This window comes from Flavobacterium praedii (genome assembly GCF_026810365.1).
GTDB lineage: Bacteria > Bacteroidota > Bacteroidia > Flavobacteriales > Flavobacteriaceae > Flavobacterium > Flavobacterium praedii.
This window is the reverse complement of record NZ_CP113948.1, coordinates 4004117-4022840: the sequence shown is the minus strand read 5'-3', so window position 1 is coordinate 4022840 and position 18724 is coordinate 4004117. Positions and strand designations below refer to the sequence as shown.

Sequence of the window (18724 nt, the reverse complement as noted above, 5' to 3'; positions counted from 1 at the left end):
ATCATTAAAAAACTTTATTTTTGACAAAAATTTAAAACGCATCAAGTCTACAAACAAAAACCTTTGAAAAAAAAAATCCTTTTCTTACTTCTTTTCGTTGTAAACGCTACCTACAGTCAAACTGTTCGAAAATACTCGAATGAGTTTATGAATATAGGTGTAGATGCTGCAGCTTTGGGAATGTCAAATGCAGTTGTAGCATCCTCAGCAGATGTCAATTCCTGCTATTGGAATCCAGCAGGACTAATTCATTTGAAAGAGAATCAAATTTCGTTAATGCATTCCAATTACTTCGCCAATATTGCCAAATACGATTATGCTGCTTATGCCAGTCCTATTGATGACAGAAGTGCATGGGGGTTATCATTAATTCGTTTTGGAGTTGATGATATTTTGAATACAACTGAATTAATAGACAATGAAGGCAATATCGATTACAACCGAATTAAACTGTTTTCAACTGCCGACTATGGATTCACTTTTTCATACGCTGTAAAATTACCTGTTGAAGGGTTTCAATATGGCGTAAATGCCAAAATTATTCGCCGAATAATTGGAGATTTTGCAACTTCTTGGGGTTTCGGTTTTGATCTTGGACTGCAATTTGAAAAAAATAACTGGCAATTTGGTTTCATGCTTCGCGACATTACCACTACCTACAACATTTGGAATATTAATGAAGAAGCCTATCAAAAAATAGCCGATGCTATTCCTGGTGAAAACCAAGAAATTCCAGAAAGTACCGAAATCACTCCACCAAAAGCACAACTGGGTGTAGCTAAAAAATTTGAATTTCATGATGATTATAGTCTATTGACGACCGCCAACATGAACATGCAATTCACACAAACCAATGATTTAATTTCTACCTCTTTTGTAAGTATTGACCCTGCCATTGGTTTGGAATTTGGGTATTCCGATTTAGCGTTTTTGAGAGCAGGAGTCGGAAATTTCCAACAGGTAACCCAATTAGACAATTCAAAAAAAATAGGCTTTCAACCCAATATTGGTTTGGGTTTCAAATACAAAGGTATTGCTGTTGATTATGCATTGACGGCATTGGGCAACCAAAGCACTGCTCTGTATTCGAATGTTTTTTCTCTAAAAATTGACTTATCGTTATTCACCAACTAAATGGCTATTTTTATACCACTTTAAATAATACTCGAAGAAAAAATCTCATGATTATGAAATCGCACCTTTTTAGAAAAATTTTAATTAGCATTATTGTATTGAGTTCAGCGTATAGCACACTTGCCCAAAGTGTTTCTTTGTCAAAAAATGCAAAAATTAGTGTTTTAACATGCGGAACTGGGAATGAATCGTATTCCTTATTTGGTCACACAGCCATACGAGTAAGTGATTCAATAAACAATATAGACGTCGTTTATAATTATGGTGCTTTTGATTTTCAAACGCCCAATTTTGTTCCAAAATTTGCTAAAGGAGATTTAGACTATTTCATTGTCAACGACAGGTATATCGATTTTATTAATCAATACAACTATGAAAACAGAGCTGTTTTTGAGCAAGAATTAAACATTCCGTTTGAACTAAAACAAAAATTATTTGACAACTTAGCTCAATCTATGCTTTCTGATGAGCGATTGTACAAATATAAATTCATAGATAACAATTGCACTTCAAAAGTAGTAGATGTAATCAACAAAACGCTGCAATCAACGGTAATCAAAAAGAAAGTAGACACCGACAAAACATATCGAACAATTTTATACCCTTATTTTGACAATCATTTTTATGAAAAACTAGGGACTAGTATTGTTTTTGGAACAAAAGTAGACCAAATGGGAACTAAAATATTTTTACCATTTGAATTACTGGAAAGTTTAAAACAAATTAAATATAACAATCAACCCTTTTCCAAAGAACCCATAACCATACTTACTTTTGAAAAAGAAATCCCAACTTCTTGGTGGAATAATGCTTACACCTATTTATTATTCTTAGGGTTTGTCATTTTGATTAACAAAAAAAGCATCGATTTTGTGTATTTATTTAGCATCGCTTTATTGGGTTTGCTATTTACCTTTTTAGGTTTTTATTCTTTTCATCACGAACTGGAATATAACTATAATATTTTGTTGTTTAATCCAGCACTATTTGTATTGCTCTATTTTTGGAGTACTAAAAATCCCAAATGGACTTACAAACTTTGTATAATAAATATAATAATGATGCTTTTATATTTCTTTATAATCATTCCTAAAGTACATTTAATGATTGTTTTACCAATATTGATTACCAATTTTACAATCTTAATTCGCGTAGCTATAAAACATAAAAAGCGAATTCCAATTATCATATAATACCATTAGTGGATGTAAAATAGTCCACAAAGATGCGAAGTTATTTTTTTTCAAGACAACGATAAAAATCATTGCATAGCCTTCGCTGTGGAATTATTTTCTGAGGACGTATTGGAGAAAAAGAATGAATAGATTGGGCTATTTTATATGTGCTAATGGTATAGTATTCTACAACCTATTAAAAACAGACAAGGCATTAAAATTCATTTCTATTTCCAATGAACTTTAATGCCTTATCTTTAGATTGTATGTTCCCGACAATTAAAACAATAACTTATTATTGTCCTCTATAAAACAAAACGGTAGAAATAGTTTTAAAAGCTATACTTAAATCCAAGTAAATGCTTCGATGCTTAATATAATACAAGTCGTATTGTAGTTTTACCAAGCTGTCTTCTAATTTTTCCCCATAGGAATAATTGACTTGAGCCCATCCCGTAAGACCCGGTTTTATGATATGGCGTGTTTCATAAAATGGCATAATTTGAGCAATTTCCCTAACAAATACTGGTCTCTCAGGCCTTGGTCCAATTACAGCCATTTCTCCTTTTAAAATATTTATAAATTGTGGAATTTCATCAATTCTGGTTTTTCTCAAAAATTTTCCAAATTTAGTAATTCTGGTATCATTTGTTTTCGTAAAAACAGCTCCTGATTTTTCGGCATTTTTAACCATGGTACGAAACTTTATGATTTTAAACACTACACCATCTTTACCTACTCTTTTTTGAGTATATAATAATTTCCCTTTATTCCAAAACAGGTTCCCAACCAACAGTAAAGGCAACAATAACAATCCAACACCCAATCCAATTATTGAAAAAACAACTTCAAATAATCGTATTAAATAAATGTATAATTTATTTTGATTGGAGCGACTGAAAGGAAAAAATCGATAAAAGTCCCGAGAAATATACTGAACAGGAATACGCTGTGTTTTGCTTTCATATACTTGTGTATATTCCCGAATACTCTTTCCTGATTCTAAAAAATGAAGTAATTGTTGGTATAATTCAGGAGTAATTCCATCGGTTTTTTGACAAGCCACCACTATTTCCGAAATTCCATTTTCAGAAACAAACGACTTCAAATCATCTCTTCTTATATGTTTTACATATTGATACTCAAACTCAGTTTTAGAATAAAAATCGGAATTCACATATCCAATTATTTTATAATGTGGATCCACTTGTTCCAATCCCAATACCAATTCCTGTACTTGCTCCCTATCACATATTAAAATCGCTTTTTGAACAAAACGATGTGACGCTAAAAACCGAACATAAATCATTCTCCAAGCATACAATGCAATAAAAATTGTACCATAAAAAACAAGCAATTGCCACCTATTTTTGGGCAATTGAGGAGAAAAAACAGGCGTTAATAAATAGAATATTACGGTTGTAGAAGTTGTCAAAATAGCGCTTCTCAATACTTGAAAATGATTGCTTGCCACTTGCAAATTATACATTTCAAAAATAGCGCCAAAAGCATTTAAATAAAATGCTAACACAATTGTCCAATAGAAATTTGAAGTTGAAAATTCAAAGTAATTAAATTCAAAAAAAAGTCCAATTCCATACAAACTTAACAAAACAAAAACCACATCAAAAAACCGTAAAAGTATTTTACGTTCTGAAATTTCGAAGTGCATTTTTTTCTTTTTACTCATACTCTTTAATTAAAGATTGTATATTAATCATAATCTATAAAAAATTAAACTTTTATTTTAAAATATTCATCCAACTGAGTTTAACCTTTACCCATTCAAACTGTTCCGCTTTTTGCCTAGAATTCAAAACCAGTTCAGTAAACAAAACCTGGCTTTCTATCAAACTTTTTAGAGCATCAACCATTTTTTCTACATCATTATCTGGAATTAATAATGCTTCTTTTTGCTCCTCTAACATATAGGGAATTCCACCAACATTAGTTGAAACCACTGCCAATCCCAATGACATCGCTTCAATTATACTGACTGGCATATTGTCAAAATGGGTTGTATTTATAAAAATATCAGATTCTTTTGAAATTTTGATCCAATCCTGTTTAGATAATTTTCCTGTAAAATGAATATCTAAATCCAAATCCTTGGCTTTTTGTTTGGCTTCTACTAAACTCCCATCCTTTTCAGGCCCAACCATTCGCAAGGTTGCTAATGGATATGTCTTTTTTAATTCGTAATATACCTGAACCGCCATCATAGGATTATATATTCTTGCGAAGGAACGCACCCATAATAAATTTGGCGAGGCTTTTATTCGTGCCAAAAAAGGATAATTATGAAGCTCAATTGCATTTGGAATATAAATTACATTTTTACACCCCAAAGTATTGAATTGTTCCTTTAAAAAAAGAGAAGGAGATACATTATGATAAGAATTATTGAATATCATTTTACAAATTCTAGGATTCTGATGCAACCTAAAAGCTAAATTGCCTCCATGCAAAATAGGAATATATTTTATTCTTAAAACCCTACACAACTGAGAAGTGCCAAAAGCATACCAAAAATTGGTCGTACTATAGGTGTCAATCAATACTGCATCTGCTTTTCTATATCGAAACACAGTGTACAACATGGCGACTAAGCGTAATGATTTATTATTTTTGGAAGAACTGTAGCATATATTGAACCCTTCTTGCTCCAAAAGAGGCCCAAGAGTTTCAATAGTCGTTGGAGTAACTCCATGGTTGGACAATTTATTCCCTATGTAGAGTAGGTTCTTCAATAGTATAAACTTTTAATAATGATAATGCATAAACAAATGCAGGGGCAGCAAGACGCATAGCAGCATGATTAATTGTAAATAACCAAAAAGCCAAAAAAGATAACGCCAATAAATTTTGGCGATTATTTACAAATAAAAATAATGGTGTAAAAAAAAGAATCATCAAATCTATTAAACCAAGAGAACCATGCTCTGCTAACATTCTGGTAATTTCATTGTGTGTCGCCAAATCAATTCCTGTTTGTTGTTTTCGCAATTCCTTATTTTTACCCACTCCAACTCCTAAAAAAGGATTATCCAGAAACATTTGAAATTCAGATGCAATAAGCACTTCTCTACCGCTCAGTTGACTTTGTTTTTTTCGACCTAAAGCATCTTCATTAGCATATCGCTTATCGATTAAACCACCAGTTTGTATGGAACTGTATCCCCAAACTCCCAATCCAGCCACTAAAGCGAGTATAATAATCAAACCTATCTTGGGTTTCGTATTGAAATTAGCTTGAAAATAGAGCACTGCCATAAATAAAATAATCATAACTATTGCAGTAAACACTCCACCTCTTGAAAAAGTTACGATTCCTCTAAAAGCAAAAACGAGTACCAAACCACCATTTAAAAGTTGCAGCAATGTGTTTTTAGAATTCAATAGTAATTGTACAAAAAACACAAATATACCCAATCCCAATATTGTTGATACTTGATTGGGTCCAAATCCTCCTGAGGTCTCAAAATTGGATTGCGTTCCTGTAACTACATCTTTTACACTAGGCGTGTATAAATACAGATACACCACAATACTAATTAAGGGCATTGAAAAAGCTGAAATAACTCCTTTTAATCGATCAAAAGTTATTTTTCTTTGAAAACAATATATAGCACTAATTCCCAAACATACGGGACCTGAAATATTAAAAGCAATTGCTTTTCTAATATCCGTATCAAAATTTAAGGAAACTGTTGACAAAACAATACTTGGAACCAGTAATACTAAAAAGATCCAATACATCAATGCATTCTTTGAAAATCCAGAATAAATCAGACCCAAAAACATAAAAAACATAACAGAATATTTCCCAAACTCATTTAGAATCATTCCATCAGTCATTCTTAAAAGCACCTCAACACTAACTATATAAGCTGATAGCATTAGAACTTCATTATTCTTGTTCTTCGTTTTAACAATATAAAAAACACCAAACACCAATATTCCTAAAGTGTATATTTTTGAAAGAAAAGGCAATGCAAAAATCAATACTCCCATAAAAGCATGAAATAGCACCAAATAAACATAGGATAATTCTTCTTTCTTCATTTTAAATAGTTTGCAACCAATTTAAATATTTTTTAAGTACACTTTCAGCTGTATAATTACCTTGTATCGTATTATAAAGTGCATTCCCAAACTCAAGTCTTAACTTTTTATCTTCCACAAGTTTTAGAATAGCGTTATAAAACAAATCTGAATTATTGGAATCTACTATAAATCCATTTTTGTTATTTTCAACAATAGAACCAATTTCGCCTACATTCGTTACCACGACCGCTTTTTTATTCAATCCATATTCCAATAGCGCTACAGGTAAACCTTCTGATTGAGAGGTCAAAATGGCTATTGAAGCTTGATTAAGTATGCTTTCTATATCTAATTTGGAACCATACAGAAATACATTATTTACTAAATCAAACTCAATAATTTGATTTTTAATTTGAAAGGAATATTCATCTTCAAAATCTTTTCCAACCAAATGAAAAGTCCAGTCTGGACGAGATTTTTTGAGTTTTTTGGCTACTTCCAATACTAAAAAATGATTTTTTTGTTCCCTTAAATTGGCCAAAGATACAACTCGTTTTCCTTCAATTCCTTTTAGTTTTGTTTCTGCAACGATACCTGCTTCGTTCACTGGAAAGTTAGGCAAATAAATAACATTTCGAGCTTTAAGTTTTAACTCAGACCACGATTTTAATTTTTGATTAACTGCGATAATTCCACAAAAAAAAGAAGCTGTCAGCTTCAATACAAAATGAGGTCTAACGGCTAAAAATTCATTATTCCCATAATGATCATGTCGAATAATACTAATAGACGGACGAATCATTTTTAATAAAAAAGCCATAAAAAAGGAAGTACTATGCGCATGAACATGAGTTACTTTATTTTTTTTAACAAAATAATGTAATCTATAAAGTGCTCCAAAATCAAGCTGCCTTTTTTTGTTCAAAAACAAATAGGAAACACTTGGATGAATCTGATTTAGTAAAGCACCTTCTTTTCTAGTGGCAATCAAACCCGAAAACTCAACTTCAGCAGCTAGTGTATTGGCATAATTTACTGCCATACGTTCAGCACCACCAGCTTCCAGGGAATCTATGATTTGGAGAATTCTCATTGATTTACAATCCAATTTTTAAAATCGATATAAGTCCATTTTAACGGACCCCAAATATTTATTTTTTTAGAATCACTATTCAATCGGTTCCCATCATATACATAATAAAACTCATTTGGTCCTAATTGTTGTATATCCAACTGATGCATTCCAGCATTAAATTCTTTTATTTCCGTGTTGCCTTTTAAGAAATAGGGAGAAACTCTTTTAGTGGTATACGATCCGTTTTTGAAAGAAAATCGATACAAAGACAAGCCAAATCCATACCCATTGGTGCAATTTTGTATGGGTAAAATTAATCCTTTTTTATCCGCAAAAAATCGTCCTCCTGCTCGAGCCTCAGTTCCCATTAAGGCTATTGGTTGTTTATGCAATTTCCATTTTCCAAAAAGGGAATCGGCTTGATATACATACATATTTAATTTACCGTCAGATGCCACCATTATATTCAAGGAATCCGATACATAAATGGAAGGATCCTTATATTGAACATTAGCAATCAAAGTGTCACAAACCCTCCAATCATAAGGGAATCGATAGGCTTTGTATAACAAAACTGCATTGGCCTGCTTGGATTCTGGCACCATATAAAAATCATTTCGATATTTAAAAACCTGTGGATAGGATAAATGGAACTTTTGTGTCAGAACCGTGCCACTATACTTGTAATTTTTACCATCAATTGAAGTCATTACACCTACATCTCCATTTGATTTTGTTTTTTTATGTTCAAAAAACAAATAAAAAACTCCTTTTTCTTTTACAAAAAAAGGATCCGCAAGAAAAACGGTACTGTCATTTTGTTTTTTTAATTTCTCGATAGAATAAATAGCATTTTCTTTCACATTTATTTCTTTGGGATAAACAGTAGACTGTCCATATCCTATGGACCAACCTCCTCCATCTTGTTGAAAAAATGGTGTCCTGTAGTTTATCAATAACACTACTAAAATTCCAAAAACCAAAATCCCAACTAAATACTTCTTCATTTATATTATTTTAATATTTTTTTTATTTCTCCTTCAAAAACATCCAAGGTATAGTGGCGTGACCAATGGGATGCTTTTTCTCTTTTAGATTTAAAATCACTTTCATTCGTAAATAGTGCTTCCAATTGTTGAATATCTTGTTCCAAGTTCACGCGCAACAACAAACCTCTTTCTCCAAAATCAAGCATATAAGGAACGCAAGAAACTGGAGTAGCCACAGGAACACAGCCCCAAAACATTCCCTCTGCCAGTGCTTTTGGCCAACCTTCGCTTTTGGATGCTAATAACACAAAATGACTCTCTTGATATGCTTTTTTTAAGGTTTCTTGATTCTGATTTCCGTTTAGTTTTATAAAATTATCCAAACGATTTGAAGCAATATACTTTTCCAAAACTTCACGTTCTATCCCTTCCCCAAATAAATCCAAAGACACATCATACCCTTTTCTATATAATCCTTCGACTAATTGTATCGCATATAAAGGATTTTTCCCTGAAACCAATGCTCCCACAAAAACAAAATGTATGGTTTCTTTTAAATCCAATTCTTTTAACGGCTCTTTATCTACTACCGAATAGGTAGCGGTAAAAAAAGGTTTGATATTCTTCGTACTACCATCCCATTCGCCATAAACCAAAACCTGCATGTTTTTGGTCAAAAAAGTGTTGCTCAAAATCCATTTCTGCAAACGGTAACTCCAAGGTTGTTTTGCTTTCGGATCCCAATTACCGGCGTATTTTGCAGTTTTGGGTTTTTTAGGAAATAAAATTTGTATAATACAACCCAATAAACCAATATTGCCAGGACAACGCAAATGAATATGATCAGCTTGTTGCATGGCTTTGAAAATTTGCCAAATTATTTTAGGACTTTTTAAAATTGTTTTACATATAGATTTAAATCCAAGTATATTTATTGCTTCAATCTTCAAAAACTTAATATTGCTTTGAGCATAAGAGCAATCAATGGCTGTCACATGTCCTTTTTGTAATGGAGCCACAATAATGAATTCATCACAATATTTTGACCAAATATTCATTTCACGCACATAAGGAGCATAAGCAAAATAATTGTTTTTATACTTTATATGCGGTACATGGGTAATTATGGTAAATTTCATTTGAAGCTTCTATTATATTTTGGAAACATCATTATTTAATAATTTATAGAGCTAACATTATTTTTTCTGCATTAACATAGTTAAATGCATACAGCTAAACAAAACAGATTCTGAAGTCTTAGAATTTTCCCAATCCTCTTTATGCCATTTCTGTCCAATTTTATTTTTGCTTAAATCTGAAATTGGAAGTATTGAAATTAACGCCATCCATTTTGATTTACCTAGAAGCCCCCTCTTTTCAACAATTGTAAAAGCAGACTGAAATTGATAAAATGTTTTTTTACTAAAAGGCCACTCCCATGCGGCATCCGACTGAAATGGACGATACAATGTTCGTATTATTTTTATAGGCAAACTAGTTTCTAAAGGATCATAACTAATTATCTGACCCTTTGGAGCTAATTTTTCGTTGAGCTTATTGATCAGAATTTGTGTGTTTTCAAAATGATGCAAAACTCCATAAGCATAAATCAAATCGTAATCTTTCTCTAGAAACGCTGCAGAAAGAAAATCAATAGTTTTAGCGCTTGCATTTGGATAACAAACTAATCGTTCATTCAGTTTTGAAATAGCTATATCGCTCAAGTCAATTCCTAAATATTCCTTAGAATGTTCTGCTAAATACATGGACCAATAATTCCCAGAAAAACAACCTAAATCCAATACTTTCTTGGAACTTAAATCCCCAAACCATTCTTTATGTAACAAGTAAGCTTGATCTTGAACTCCAACTGCTTTTTTTATCTTATTCAAAATTCCATTTCTGAAATTGGACCAAATACGCGTTGCATAATTTTTCTTTTTGGTATTATAAAATTCGGCTTGCTTAATATTTGTTTCTAAAATTGATTCAGTTGTTTTCATTTTTTTTATTTGGTTTACTAAAAATCAAACTCCACCAACCAATAGTTCTTCCTATTGCTTCGGTAAAAGGTTCCTTTGGTTTTGTAGTGGTAAAGGTATTGCTAAATCGTATGATTGTCAAAAGTAAAGTAATAGCATGCCATTTTAAGAAATCCGCTGCATTGGGACTTGGATTTTTAACCCTCCACACATACCATCCATTTCGAACCACCATTTTACCGTATTGGTATTGATTAGGTCTTCCCGAAGCTTCATGGTAATGATTCAATTTCGCTTTCGTATTGAGATACAGCTTACCCGTTTTGGCAACTCTCAAGCAAAAATCGGCATCTTCATACAAACCATAGCCCTCAAAATAAGTAGAAAACTGAAACCTTTCGAATACGATTTTCTTAAAGGAGGAAACTCCTCCCATTAACTGTTCGACTTCATAGATTTTGTCACTTGGAGGTAGAAAACCAACACTTCTTCCGTGTGAAAACAGAGATGAAAATCCTGGGGGACAATCACTATCCAATCTTAATTTTTTTCTTAAAACGAATCGACTTCCGTCTTTTCTTTTCCATCCATCAAAATAAAATTCGTTTATTTTTGGATGATATTTTCCCCCAACAAACTCCCATTTTGTCTCATTGCAAATATAACCCCCTACTCCTAATGCAAGTGGATGCAATTTGTAGGTATTAATCAATTGCTCAAAATAATCTTTTTCTAAAATGGTGTCATCGTCTAAAAAACAAACCACTTCCATATCGTTTCCAACGCGGGTAATCCCAAAATTGCGTTGTTTAGTCAAACCTCGATCTTCACTAGAAACCAAAAAAGAATTTAAATTTTGAAAATGATGATCTTTTATGACAAGTTGTGTTTGATCATTAACAGAACCATCGACTATGAGAATTTCATCAGGATATAGTGTTTGCTCCTGTACCGATTGCAACAATTTCAGCAAGGGCTTAGGGCGCATATAGGTGCAGATAATTAGCGAAAACGTCATGTTTGCATTTTTAATTTATTAGCCCAAAATTCACTTTGTTTCCATTGCTTTTTGTAATTTACAAAATATCGAAATGGATTTTTAATACTTTGATGTTGGTAGAATTTAAAAAACAAAGTCATTTTATAACCTAATATTTGCTCTTTTGTATTGTGTTTTTTCTTCACATACATAATAGTAGGAGAAGGTTTGGGTTGAATTACTTTATTCGACCATTCAAAAACCGGTTTTATTCTAAATCCTCCCATAGGTGCCTTTAAATGCAAAATAGCAGGCTCTGGAAAATATATTATATCAATACCTAAATTTCTCAATTGCAAACCAAAATCAGTGTCTTCTCCATAACCAAACTCCAAAGATTTATCAAAAGAAACATACTCTAATAATTCCGCCTCCAAGAAACTGTTCCCTGAACCAAAAATACCTGATTGTGAAATTATAGAATATCGAAGTTTTTCTCCATCTTGCAAATAAGATGTAGAAAGACTTTTAATACCGTATATTCTAATATTTCCAAACACCCTTTCTATTAAATCCGATTCAAATCGATTATCATCATCATTCATAAAAACCCACTCACTTTCTACTTGACGTAATGCCAAATTTCTGGCGTTACAAGCTCCTGCCTGATGAGTAAAGGTATGTTTAATTATAAAGGGCCATTTCACAGTATGCAAATAATTCAATTCTGAAATACTTCCTTCTTGTGGATTCTGCTCTACAATAATCACATTTGTTGGTAAATGGGTCTGCTTAGCCAAATCTTGTAACACATCATACAGATAGTTTTTCCTTCCAATAGTGGGAATAATTACATCAATTGTAGCTTGTTGCACCACTTCTCTATTGGATTGAACGGGAATGCTTTCTAAAGAAATATTTAGATTATTCCTATTTCTAAAAAACAAAGCAAAAATAAAAGCTACAAATGGAAATCGAAATTCATACACTAAAAAATTCAATAGCAATAAAAACAACCATCGTGTTTTATAATGTTGCTTAACAAATTTAAAAAGTACAAATACAGATGCTTTCGAACTTATTTCAATTGCTTCCTCTTTCAATAATTTTGGTTCCGAATAGCATAACAAGCCTAATGGCATACCCACTTTGGCAATAGAGCTCAGATAATAATCAAAATCAGAATCTAACTTTATTTTATCTTTAAAAACCAATAAAACCGACGAATAAATCGCTCCCGCCAAACTACTCATTTGCCAAGTAGGGTAGGTCACTTTTTTGTTTACATTTATAAAAGGTGATTCTTCTACATAACCTATTTCTCTTCCCAAATAATTGGATTCACTCGGGTGATAGGAAAGCATCATTTTTTGATGATGTAGTATATCAGGAATGGCATTCAGATTAATTTGATTCTGAAAATCTTCATGACACCAAACCAAAGTTTCCTCTGGAAACTGAATCGCTAATTGCATCAGTCCACAAGCAATAGTCTTTTTTCGATCAAAGAGTATTGTTTTATTTCCAATAGATTCAACTCTAGTAATGGACTTGTTATTATGGAAAACTACAATCAAAATTAATCTATTAACGTTTTATAAAAATCAATATTTTGCTTTACCGTTTTTTCAATATCAAAAACAGTCTCTACTCTCATTCTTGCTGCACTCCCAATGTTAACACATAAATTTTCATCTTGCAGCAAATCAACTATTTTATTAGCAAATTCACTGTGCTTTTTTGGATGCACCAAATACCCGCTTTCGCCCTCAACAATCAATTCTTGTGCCCAACCAATATTACTATTGACTACCGGCTTTTGCAACGCCATAGATTCAATAGTAACCATCCCTAAAGTTTCAGCAAAGGTTGGGAAAACACAAACATGGGCTTTTTTTATATATTCCTGTATTTCTTGATACGGAATTTTGCCTAAGTAAGTAACGTTGTTTAAATCCTTCCTTTCAAACTCTTTTTGCAATAATTCCCAAGTCGAATCAGATTTTGTCTGAATATCATACGAATCACTTCCTATTAAAACCAAACGTGCAATGGGATATTTTCTTCTTACTTTAGTAAAAATTGCAGGTAATTCCAATACTCCCTTTTTTCGGATTATCGTACCAATGTATAAAATCATCCCTTTCTCGTAAACCAAAGCATTATCATTTTGAAATTGATTCAACTCCAATCCATGATGAATGGTTTCAATCCTTTTCTTTTTGATGCCAAAAAGCTTTTTCGACAATTCTCCTGCAAAACGGGTAGGTGCAATAAAAGCTTGAGCATTATTGATGGCTAGTTTTTCAAACCAAAAATTCTTAAGTTTTTGCTTTCTTTCTTCCAAATGACAAAAATAAGTATCACTCCCGTGAAAACGAATCACTAATGGCGCTTTTAGATTCATAAAAGCAGTAATTCCGGTCCAATCGGGTGCTTCAATTAAATCGATTCCTTCAGAAACAATATAGGTATTAATATAGTTTTGAATGTATTTTCGATGCAAATACCAACCCAATATTTTAAATTTTCGGGCTTTTATCAAATGAATTTTAACTCCTTCCTCCTCAATATCAACTGCTTCATTTTGACCATAAACAAAAACGGATACTCTCACACCATTTTTAGCCAAAGCCACCGCCAAGTTCTTGATACTTGTACCTATTCCTGCTGCATACTGTATGCGCTCATGAGGATATTCGGGGGTTAAAAAAGCTATTTTCATTTTTTTACTTGTCAATTTACCCTTTCAGAGTTTAACCCTTTCAGAGTTTGGAACTCTGACAGGGTTACCCGTAGGTTTATCAAAAAAAATCTTTTAAAATTCGGGCAGTAAACATTCTCGCACCAGTATCATTCATATGTCCGCAAGACGAAAAGTATTGATCCCCGATAACAACATTCTCATAATTATGAATTTCGGGATAGAGTTGTTGCACTTTATCAAAATAATTAATTCCTTTTGTGTTTTCGCACATAGGCGTCATTACTGCTATGAAATTGATATTATTGGCTTTACAAATTTGCTTGATTTGATCGTAGTATTTATTATGTCTCAAAGGCTTCAAATTGGCAATATTGTTTTTCATATTGGCATTTGGTTTCATGCCCAAAGGGTAATATCCTTTATTATCCAAAGTGTTCGTAGGTTTTTTTAAAGCAACTTCGTGAAATTCCCGAAAACCAATACGTTCATCAAATTTTATATATCGATAAAAAGGAATATAATACAACTCTTTAAAATCTAATTCATTAAAAAAATGTTCTTTAATCAATTCCGATTGATGTAAATAGGGCAAAAATTTACTTGAAATACCAAAATCTCTATGCTCATTAGACAAATTCAAATCGGCTTCTAGTATTACATTTTTAATTTTGTAATGTCGCTCTACCATTAATTTCAATAACAAATCTGCTTCAAACAAATGACCTCCGCTCATCCCATAATTAAAGGTTTTTAATCCTTTGTCTTCAAACATTTGGGCAACAAAATGGTTATTGGCTCTGGAAGATCCTAAAATAACAACATCAAAATTTTCATTTTTGGAGTTGTAAACATGATCTATTTTACCGCGATTACTAGACTGAAGGTAAATAGCGGTGTATACAAAATCTAAAACAACGGCCACAGCTATTGTCAAGATAAGTATTTTTAAAGTGAATAGTAAAAACTTTTGCATTAGAATTGAAAATATATAAATTCTTTGTAATCCGAATAGGTTCCAAAAGCGAGAATGGCAGCTATCGCCAAAACCAACTTTACCGTATTGTATTTCCCTGATAGAGGCTCGACTTTGGTTCTATTGTTCCATTCGACTAGAACAAACAAACCGACCATCAATACTAATTCATAGTTGTAACGCTCATTTACAAGATACTGACTAGTAAACTCTCTGTTTATTACTATTCGTTTCAGATACAAACAGGCATCTGTTATGGTCTTGGCTCTAAAAAATACCCAGGCAATAGTGCTTAAAATAAATGTTGTAACAATACTTACGATTGTTCTAACCGAATCCCAATTCCATTTCAATTGAATTTCATCGACATTACTCCGATTTCTATTCAACAATAAAAGAGGTAGAAAATAAACCGCATTGATAAATCCCCAAGCCAGATAGGTCCAATTGGCACCATGCCAAAAACCACTTACCACAAATATAATGAAGACATTACGGACTTGCATCGCTTTCGATCCTTTGCTACCACCCAGCGGAATATATAAATAATCCCGAAACCAAGAGGAAAGTGAAATGTGCCAACGACGCCAAAACTCTGCTATATCCCTTGAAAAATAAGGGTAATTAAAATTGCGCAATAAATCCAACCCAAACAATTTTGACATTCCCAAGGCCATATCCGAATATCCTGAAAAATCACCATAAATTTGGAACGCAAAATAAACCCCTCCCAAAATCAACGACAATGAATTCATAGAGGTGTAATTATCAAAAATAGCATTAGCATACGTAGCACAAGTATCGGCAATAACCACTTTTTTGACCAATCCCCAAATGATTTGACAGATTCCTTCTTTGGCTTGAGCCAAATTAAATTCTCTTTTAACTTTAACCTGAGGTAATAAATGAGTGGCTCTTTCAATAGGACCCGCCACCAATAACGGAAAATAACTCACAAACAAAGAGTAATCGACAAAATTATATTCGGCTTTGATGCGTTTGTAATAAATATCGATCACGTAGGATAATCCATGAAAGGTATAAAATGAAATCCCAACCGGTAAAATGACATCCAGTAAAATAGGACTCGCCTTGAACCCAACAGAAGTCAGCATTTGTGCAAACGAAGCGGAGAAAAAATTATAGTATTTAAAAATTCCTAAGAATCCCAAATTGACACCAATACTCAACCAAAACCAAAATTTGCGTCCTTTATCTTTGGTGCTTTTCTCAATTTGAATCCCGGTATAATAATCCAGAAATGTAGAGAAAACCAACAGAAACAAAAACCGCCAATCCCAACAGGAATAAAAATAATAACTGGCGACGATAAGGAGTGCATTTTGGGTATTCTTCGTTTTATTAAAAACAAACCAATACAAGAAAAACACTATGGGCAAAAAAATGGCAAAAGCCAGGGAATTGAAAAACATAATTGATTGTAAAAAATTGTATTCTAATTTAGATGCAAAGAAAAGGATTATTCTTTAGAAATGATGGTTTTAATTCCTTCCCAAATACGTTTCGAAGCTTCTTGTGGAGGATGTTGATTGATAATTTCGAACCATTTTTGTGCGTTTTCTATAACCAAAGAATTTGTTACAATAGCGTTTTCTATTATTCCAGTAATCGATTCTGGACTGTCTATCCATAAAACAGTATCTTTATTAGGCATAGAGCGAAAATGAACATAATCGTATATTTTTTTTACCGACCAATCCGATATTTTTTTCGGAACAACATCATAATTCACAAAAGCACAAGGCTTATTATGAGCTACATAGTCAAAGACCATCGAAGAACCTAAATTAACCACTAACTCAGTATGTGCTATGGTATTCATTTGTATATCAATATCAGCTTGAGTAGGTAAAACAGTATTCCAACCATCACCTATTTTTTTCCAAAGTGGAGCAATTGGCGTGATTACATCTTTATAGTTTTCTAAAACCTCACCATATCGATTTGAAAAATCAACAGGACAGCGTCGAAAAATAATACCCAATGAATGCCCTTTTTGGTTTAATTCACGAATAGCCTTTGCAACATCTTCGAGATATTTCGGATCATCCGGACAAGTCGTTACATCGTCACCCGAATAACAAATGTATTTTTTATTCAAATCTAAATCGTTCTGCTCAAAAAAAACTTCTTTTGAGAGCAACTTATTTGTGTCAAAATGGGATTCAAATTGAGGAGTCCCTGTAACAAAAATTTGTTCTTCCTTGATATACGGATAATAAAAGAGTAATTCTTTTTTCATTAAATCACTCCAAACAAAATAATAATCAGTTTCTACCACCATAGTCGCCTTGGGCAAATTATCCCAAGAAAAAATGAATGTAGCCGTAGGGATTCCCAATTCTTGTGCTCCTAGTATTGGTGCAATTGCCGTCATTGGTCGCTGATTGGTACAAAAAACCATCGCTGGCTGTTCCTTTTGTAAAGTTTCTAAACATTGATGGTAGTACAAGGTTTTGCGTTCCTCTTGCTTGATTTTATGTCGAATGCGTTTTAATCCAAAAGTCGAAGAATGGGTAATTGACAAAAATTGCGTTACTCCACTTTTTAGTGCTTTTAGAGTGGTGGCATACGAAAAAGGGAATCTATAGGTATCATAAACTCGGTCTTTTGTTCTTCGTATATTAAGATTCAACTCAATCTGTTTACGGGCATTTTTATAGGTCTCCGTAAGTGGGTGTGATTTGGAGTTTTGAATTTTAATCTCTTTAAAACCCAATTGGGTTAAATCAAAAGGAGTATTGTTCCAAAAAACTACTTCGAAATTTTCTTGTACTCCAATAGCCTGAAAATCGGAATACGCAAAATTACGAAGACCAATTCCGTCGGGTAAAAGGATGACTATTTTATTATTTGGTGTCAATTTTAATTTTATTTATGTTTTTTTCCCTAACCCTTTCTGAACCCTTTCAGAGTTTTGAACTCTGAAAGGGTTGAAACTCCAAAAGGGTACTTATTATCGTTTATCAATACTTATATCGAAAATATTTTTCAAATCTTGTTCTCCATTATGGTAGACAATAAAATTTTCTTTAGATCCATAAATCCTAATAACATCCTCTCTTCTTAGTTTAGTCGGCATCTCTGAAAGAATACTCTCATAAGAAGACCAAGGATACTCATTGGCTGTTTTAGTAAAACCGTGATGAACAGGATTATTATGAATGTAGTAAATTAAATTTTGCAAATACTTTTCGGAACTCACTTTCTTTCGTTCAAAGGGTTTTTCGAATAAGCTTCCTGTCCTAGAATATCGTTTATTGATGGCTTGTGTATAGGCATTAAACAAATGTCCGAATTGTTTTGAAGCATCTAAAACTTTTGGCTTTTCTACGGTTGAATATTCCAGTGAATCAAGCAAAACTTCATTTTCATCCCGAATATACACCAAAAAATGAAAATGATTTTTCATTAAGCACCAAGCAAAAGTCTCGGCAAAAGGATGTACATACTGATGATATAGCTTTAAAAAATATTCATAGTTGCTATTTTCAAAAAAAATATCAATTCCATTATTACCCCGATTATAAATGTGGTAATAATTCCCTGAAACCAAAGGCTCTTTTTTGTATTTTTCGTTTTGCATAAACTACTTTTAAATTTTTCTGCTTTATTTCAACCCTATCTTCCTAACCCTTTCAG

General features: G+C 32.5%; 16 protein-coding genes. 2 read left to right on the top strand and 14 right to left on the bottom strand.

The genetic code is table 11. The annotated features are described in order from the left end of the window. The first annotated feature begins 63 nt into the window (after positions 1–63). On the top strand, positions 64–1134 hold the full coding sequence (locus OYT91_RS17080) for a putative type IX sorting system protein PorV2 (RefSeq protein ID WP_489886105.1): 1071 nt from the start codon (positions 64–66) through the stop codon (positions 1132–1134). Between the two features lie 53 nt (positions 1135–1187). Then, positions 1188–2327: a lipoprotein N-acyltransferase Lnb domain-containing protein gene (locus OYT91_RS17075; RefSeq protein ID WP_281238893.1), complete on the top strand. Its 1140-nt coding sequence runs from the start codon at positions 1188–1190 to the stop codon at positions 2325–2327. Positions 2328–2604: 277 nt separating this feature from the next. On the opposite strand, the gene OYT91_RS17070 is transcribed toward OYT91_RS17075, so the two are convergent. From OYT91_RS17070 to OYT91_RS17005, 14 genes are all read right to left on the bottom strand, one after another. Next, entirely contained in the window at positions 2605–3999 is a 1395-nt protein-coding gene (locus OYT91_RS17070) for an exopolysaccharide biosynthesis polyprenyl glycosylphosphotransferase (protein ID WP_281238892.1), read from the bottom strand. A 52-nt stretch (positions 4000–4051) separates the two neighbouring features. Beyond that, positions 4052–5059 (bottom strand): glycosyltransferase family 4 protein, encoded by a 1008-nt coding sequence (locus tag OYT91_RS17065; RefSeq protein ID WP_281238891.1) that lies wholly within the window; start codon positions 5057–5059, stop codon positions 4052–4054. Beyond that, the gene (locus tag OYT91_RS17060; RefSeq protein ID WP_281238890.1) at positions 5031–6374 is read right to left on the bottom strand and encodes an O-antigen ligase family protein; all 1344 of its coding nucleotides are present in this window, start codon (positions 6372–6374) and stop codon (positions 5031–5033) included. Before OYT91_RS17060 ends, OYT91_RS17065 begins: the two co-directional genes overlap by 29 nt. A gap of 1 nt (position 6375) precedes the next feature. Further along, a complete protein-coding gene (locus OYT91_RS17055; RefSeq protein ID WP_281238889.1) occupies positions 6376–7449 on the bottom strand; it encodes a glycosyltransferase family 4 protein in 1074 nt (357 codons plus the stop codon). Beyond that, positions 7446–8438: a glucosamine inositolphosphorylceramide transferase family protein gene (locus OYT91_RS17050; RefSeq protein WP_281238888.1), complete on the bottom strand. Its 993-nt coding sequence runs from the start codon at positions 8436–8438 to the stop codon at positions 7446–7448. Before OYT91_RS17050 ends, OYT91_RS17055 begins: the two co-directional genes overlap by 4 nt. 5 nt (positions 8439–8443) lie before the next feature. Continuing rightward, complete coding sequence (locus tag OYT91_RS17045) at positions 8444–9559, bottom strand: glycosyltransferase (RefSeq protein ID WP_281238887.1); 1116 nt, start codon at positions 9557–9559, stop codon at positions 8444–8446. Between the two features lie 57 nt (positions 9560–9616). Beyond that, the gene (locus OYT91_RS17040; RefSeq protein WP_281238886.1) at positions 9617–10423 is read right to left on the bottom strand and encodes a class I SAM-dependent methyltransferase; all 807 of its coding nucleotides are present in this window, start codon (positions 10421–10423) and stop codon (positions 9617–9619) included. Further along, positions 10410–11420 (bottom strand): glycosyltransferase family 2 protein, encoded by a 1011-nt coding sequence (locus tag OYT91_RS17035; RefSeq protein ID WP_281238885.1) that lies wholly within the window; start codon positions 11418–11420, stop codon positions 10410–10412. The genes OYT91_RS17040 and OYT91_RS17035 overlap by 14 nt, the downstream gene beginning before the upstream one ends. Beyond that, on the bottom strand, positions 11417–12958 hold the full coding sequence (locus OYT91_RS17030; protein WP_281238884.1) for a glycosyltransferase family 2 protein: 1542 nt from the start codon (positions 12956–12958) through the stop codon (positions 11417–11419). The genes OYT91_RS17035 and OYT91_RS17030 overlap by 4 nt, the downstream gene beginning before the upstream one ends. A 2-nt stretch (positions 12959–12960) precedes the next feature. Further along, entirely contained in the window at positions 12961–14106 is a 1146-nt protein-coding gene (locus OYT91_RS17025; RefSeq protein ID WP_281238883.1) for a glycosyltransferase family 4 protein, read from the bottom strand. Positions 14107–14185: 79 nt separating this feature from the next. Then, on the bottom strand, positions 14186–15061 hold the full coding sequence (locus OYT91_RS17020; RefSeq protein ID WP_281238882.1) for a hypothetical protein: 876 nt from the start codon (positions 15059–15061) through the stop codon (positions 14186–14188). After that, positions 15061–16494 carry an MBOAT family O-acyltransferase gene (locus OYT91_RS17015; protein WP_281238881.1) on the bottom strand — a complete coding sequence of 478 codons (1434 nt, stop codon included), beginning with the start codon at positions 16492–16494 and terminating at the stop codon, positions 15061–15063. The genes OYT91_RS17020 and OYT91_RS17015 overlap by 1 nt, the downstream gene beginning before the upstream one ends. Positions 16495–16541: 47 nt before the next feature. Then, positions 16542–17945 (bottom strand): glycosyltransferase family protein, encoded by a 1404-nt coding sequence (locus OYT91_RS17010; RefSeq protein WP_349293175.1) that lies wholly within the window; start codon positions 17943–17945, stop codon positions 16542–16544. A 93-nt stretch (positions 17946–18038) separates the two neighbouring features. After that, positions 18039–18668, bottom strand: coding sequence for a hypothetical protein (locus OYT91_RS17005; RefSeq protein WP_281238880.1), 630 nt, complete (start codon positions 18666–18668; stop codon positions 18039–18041). Positions 18669–18724: the final 56 nt, after the last annotated feature.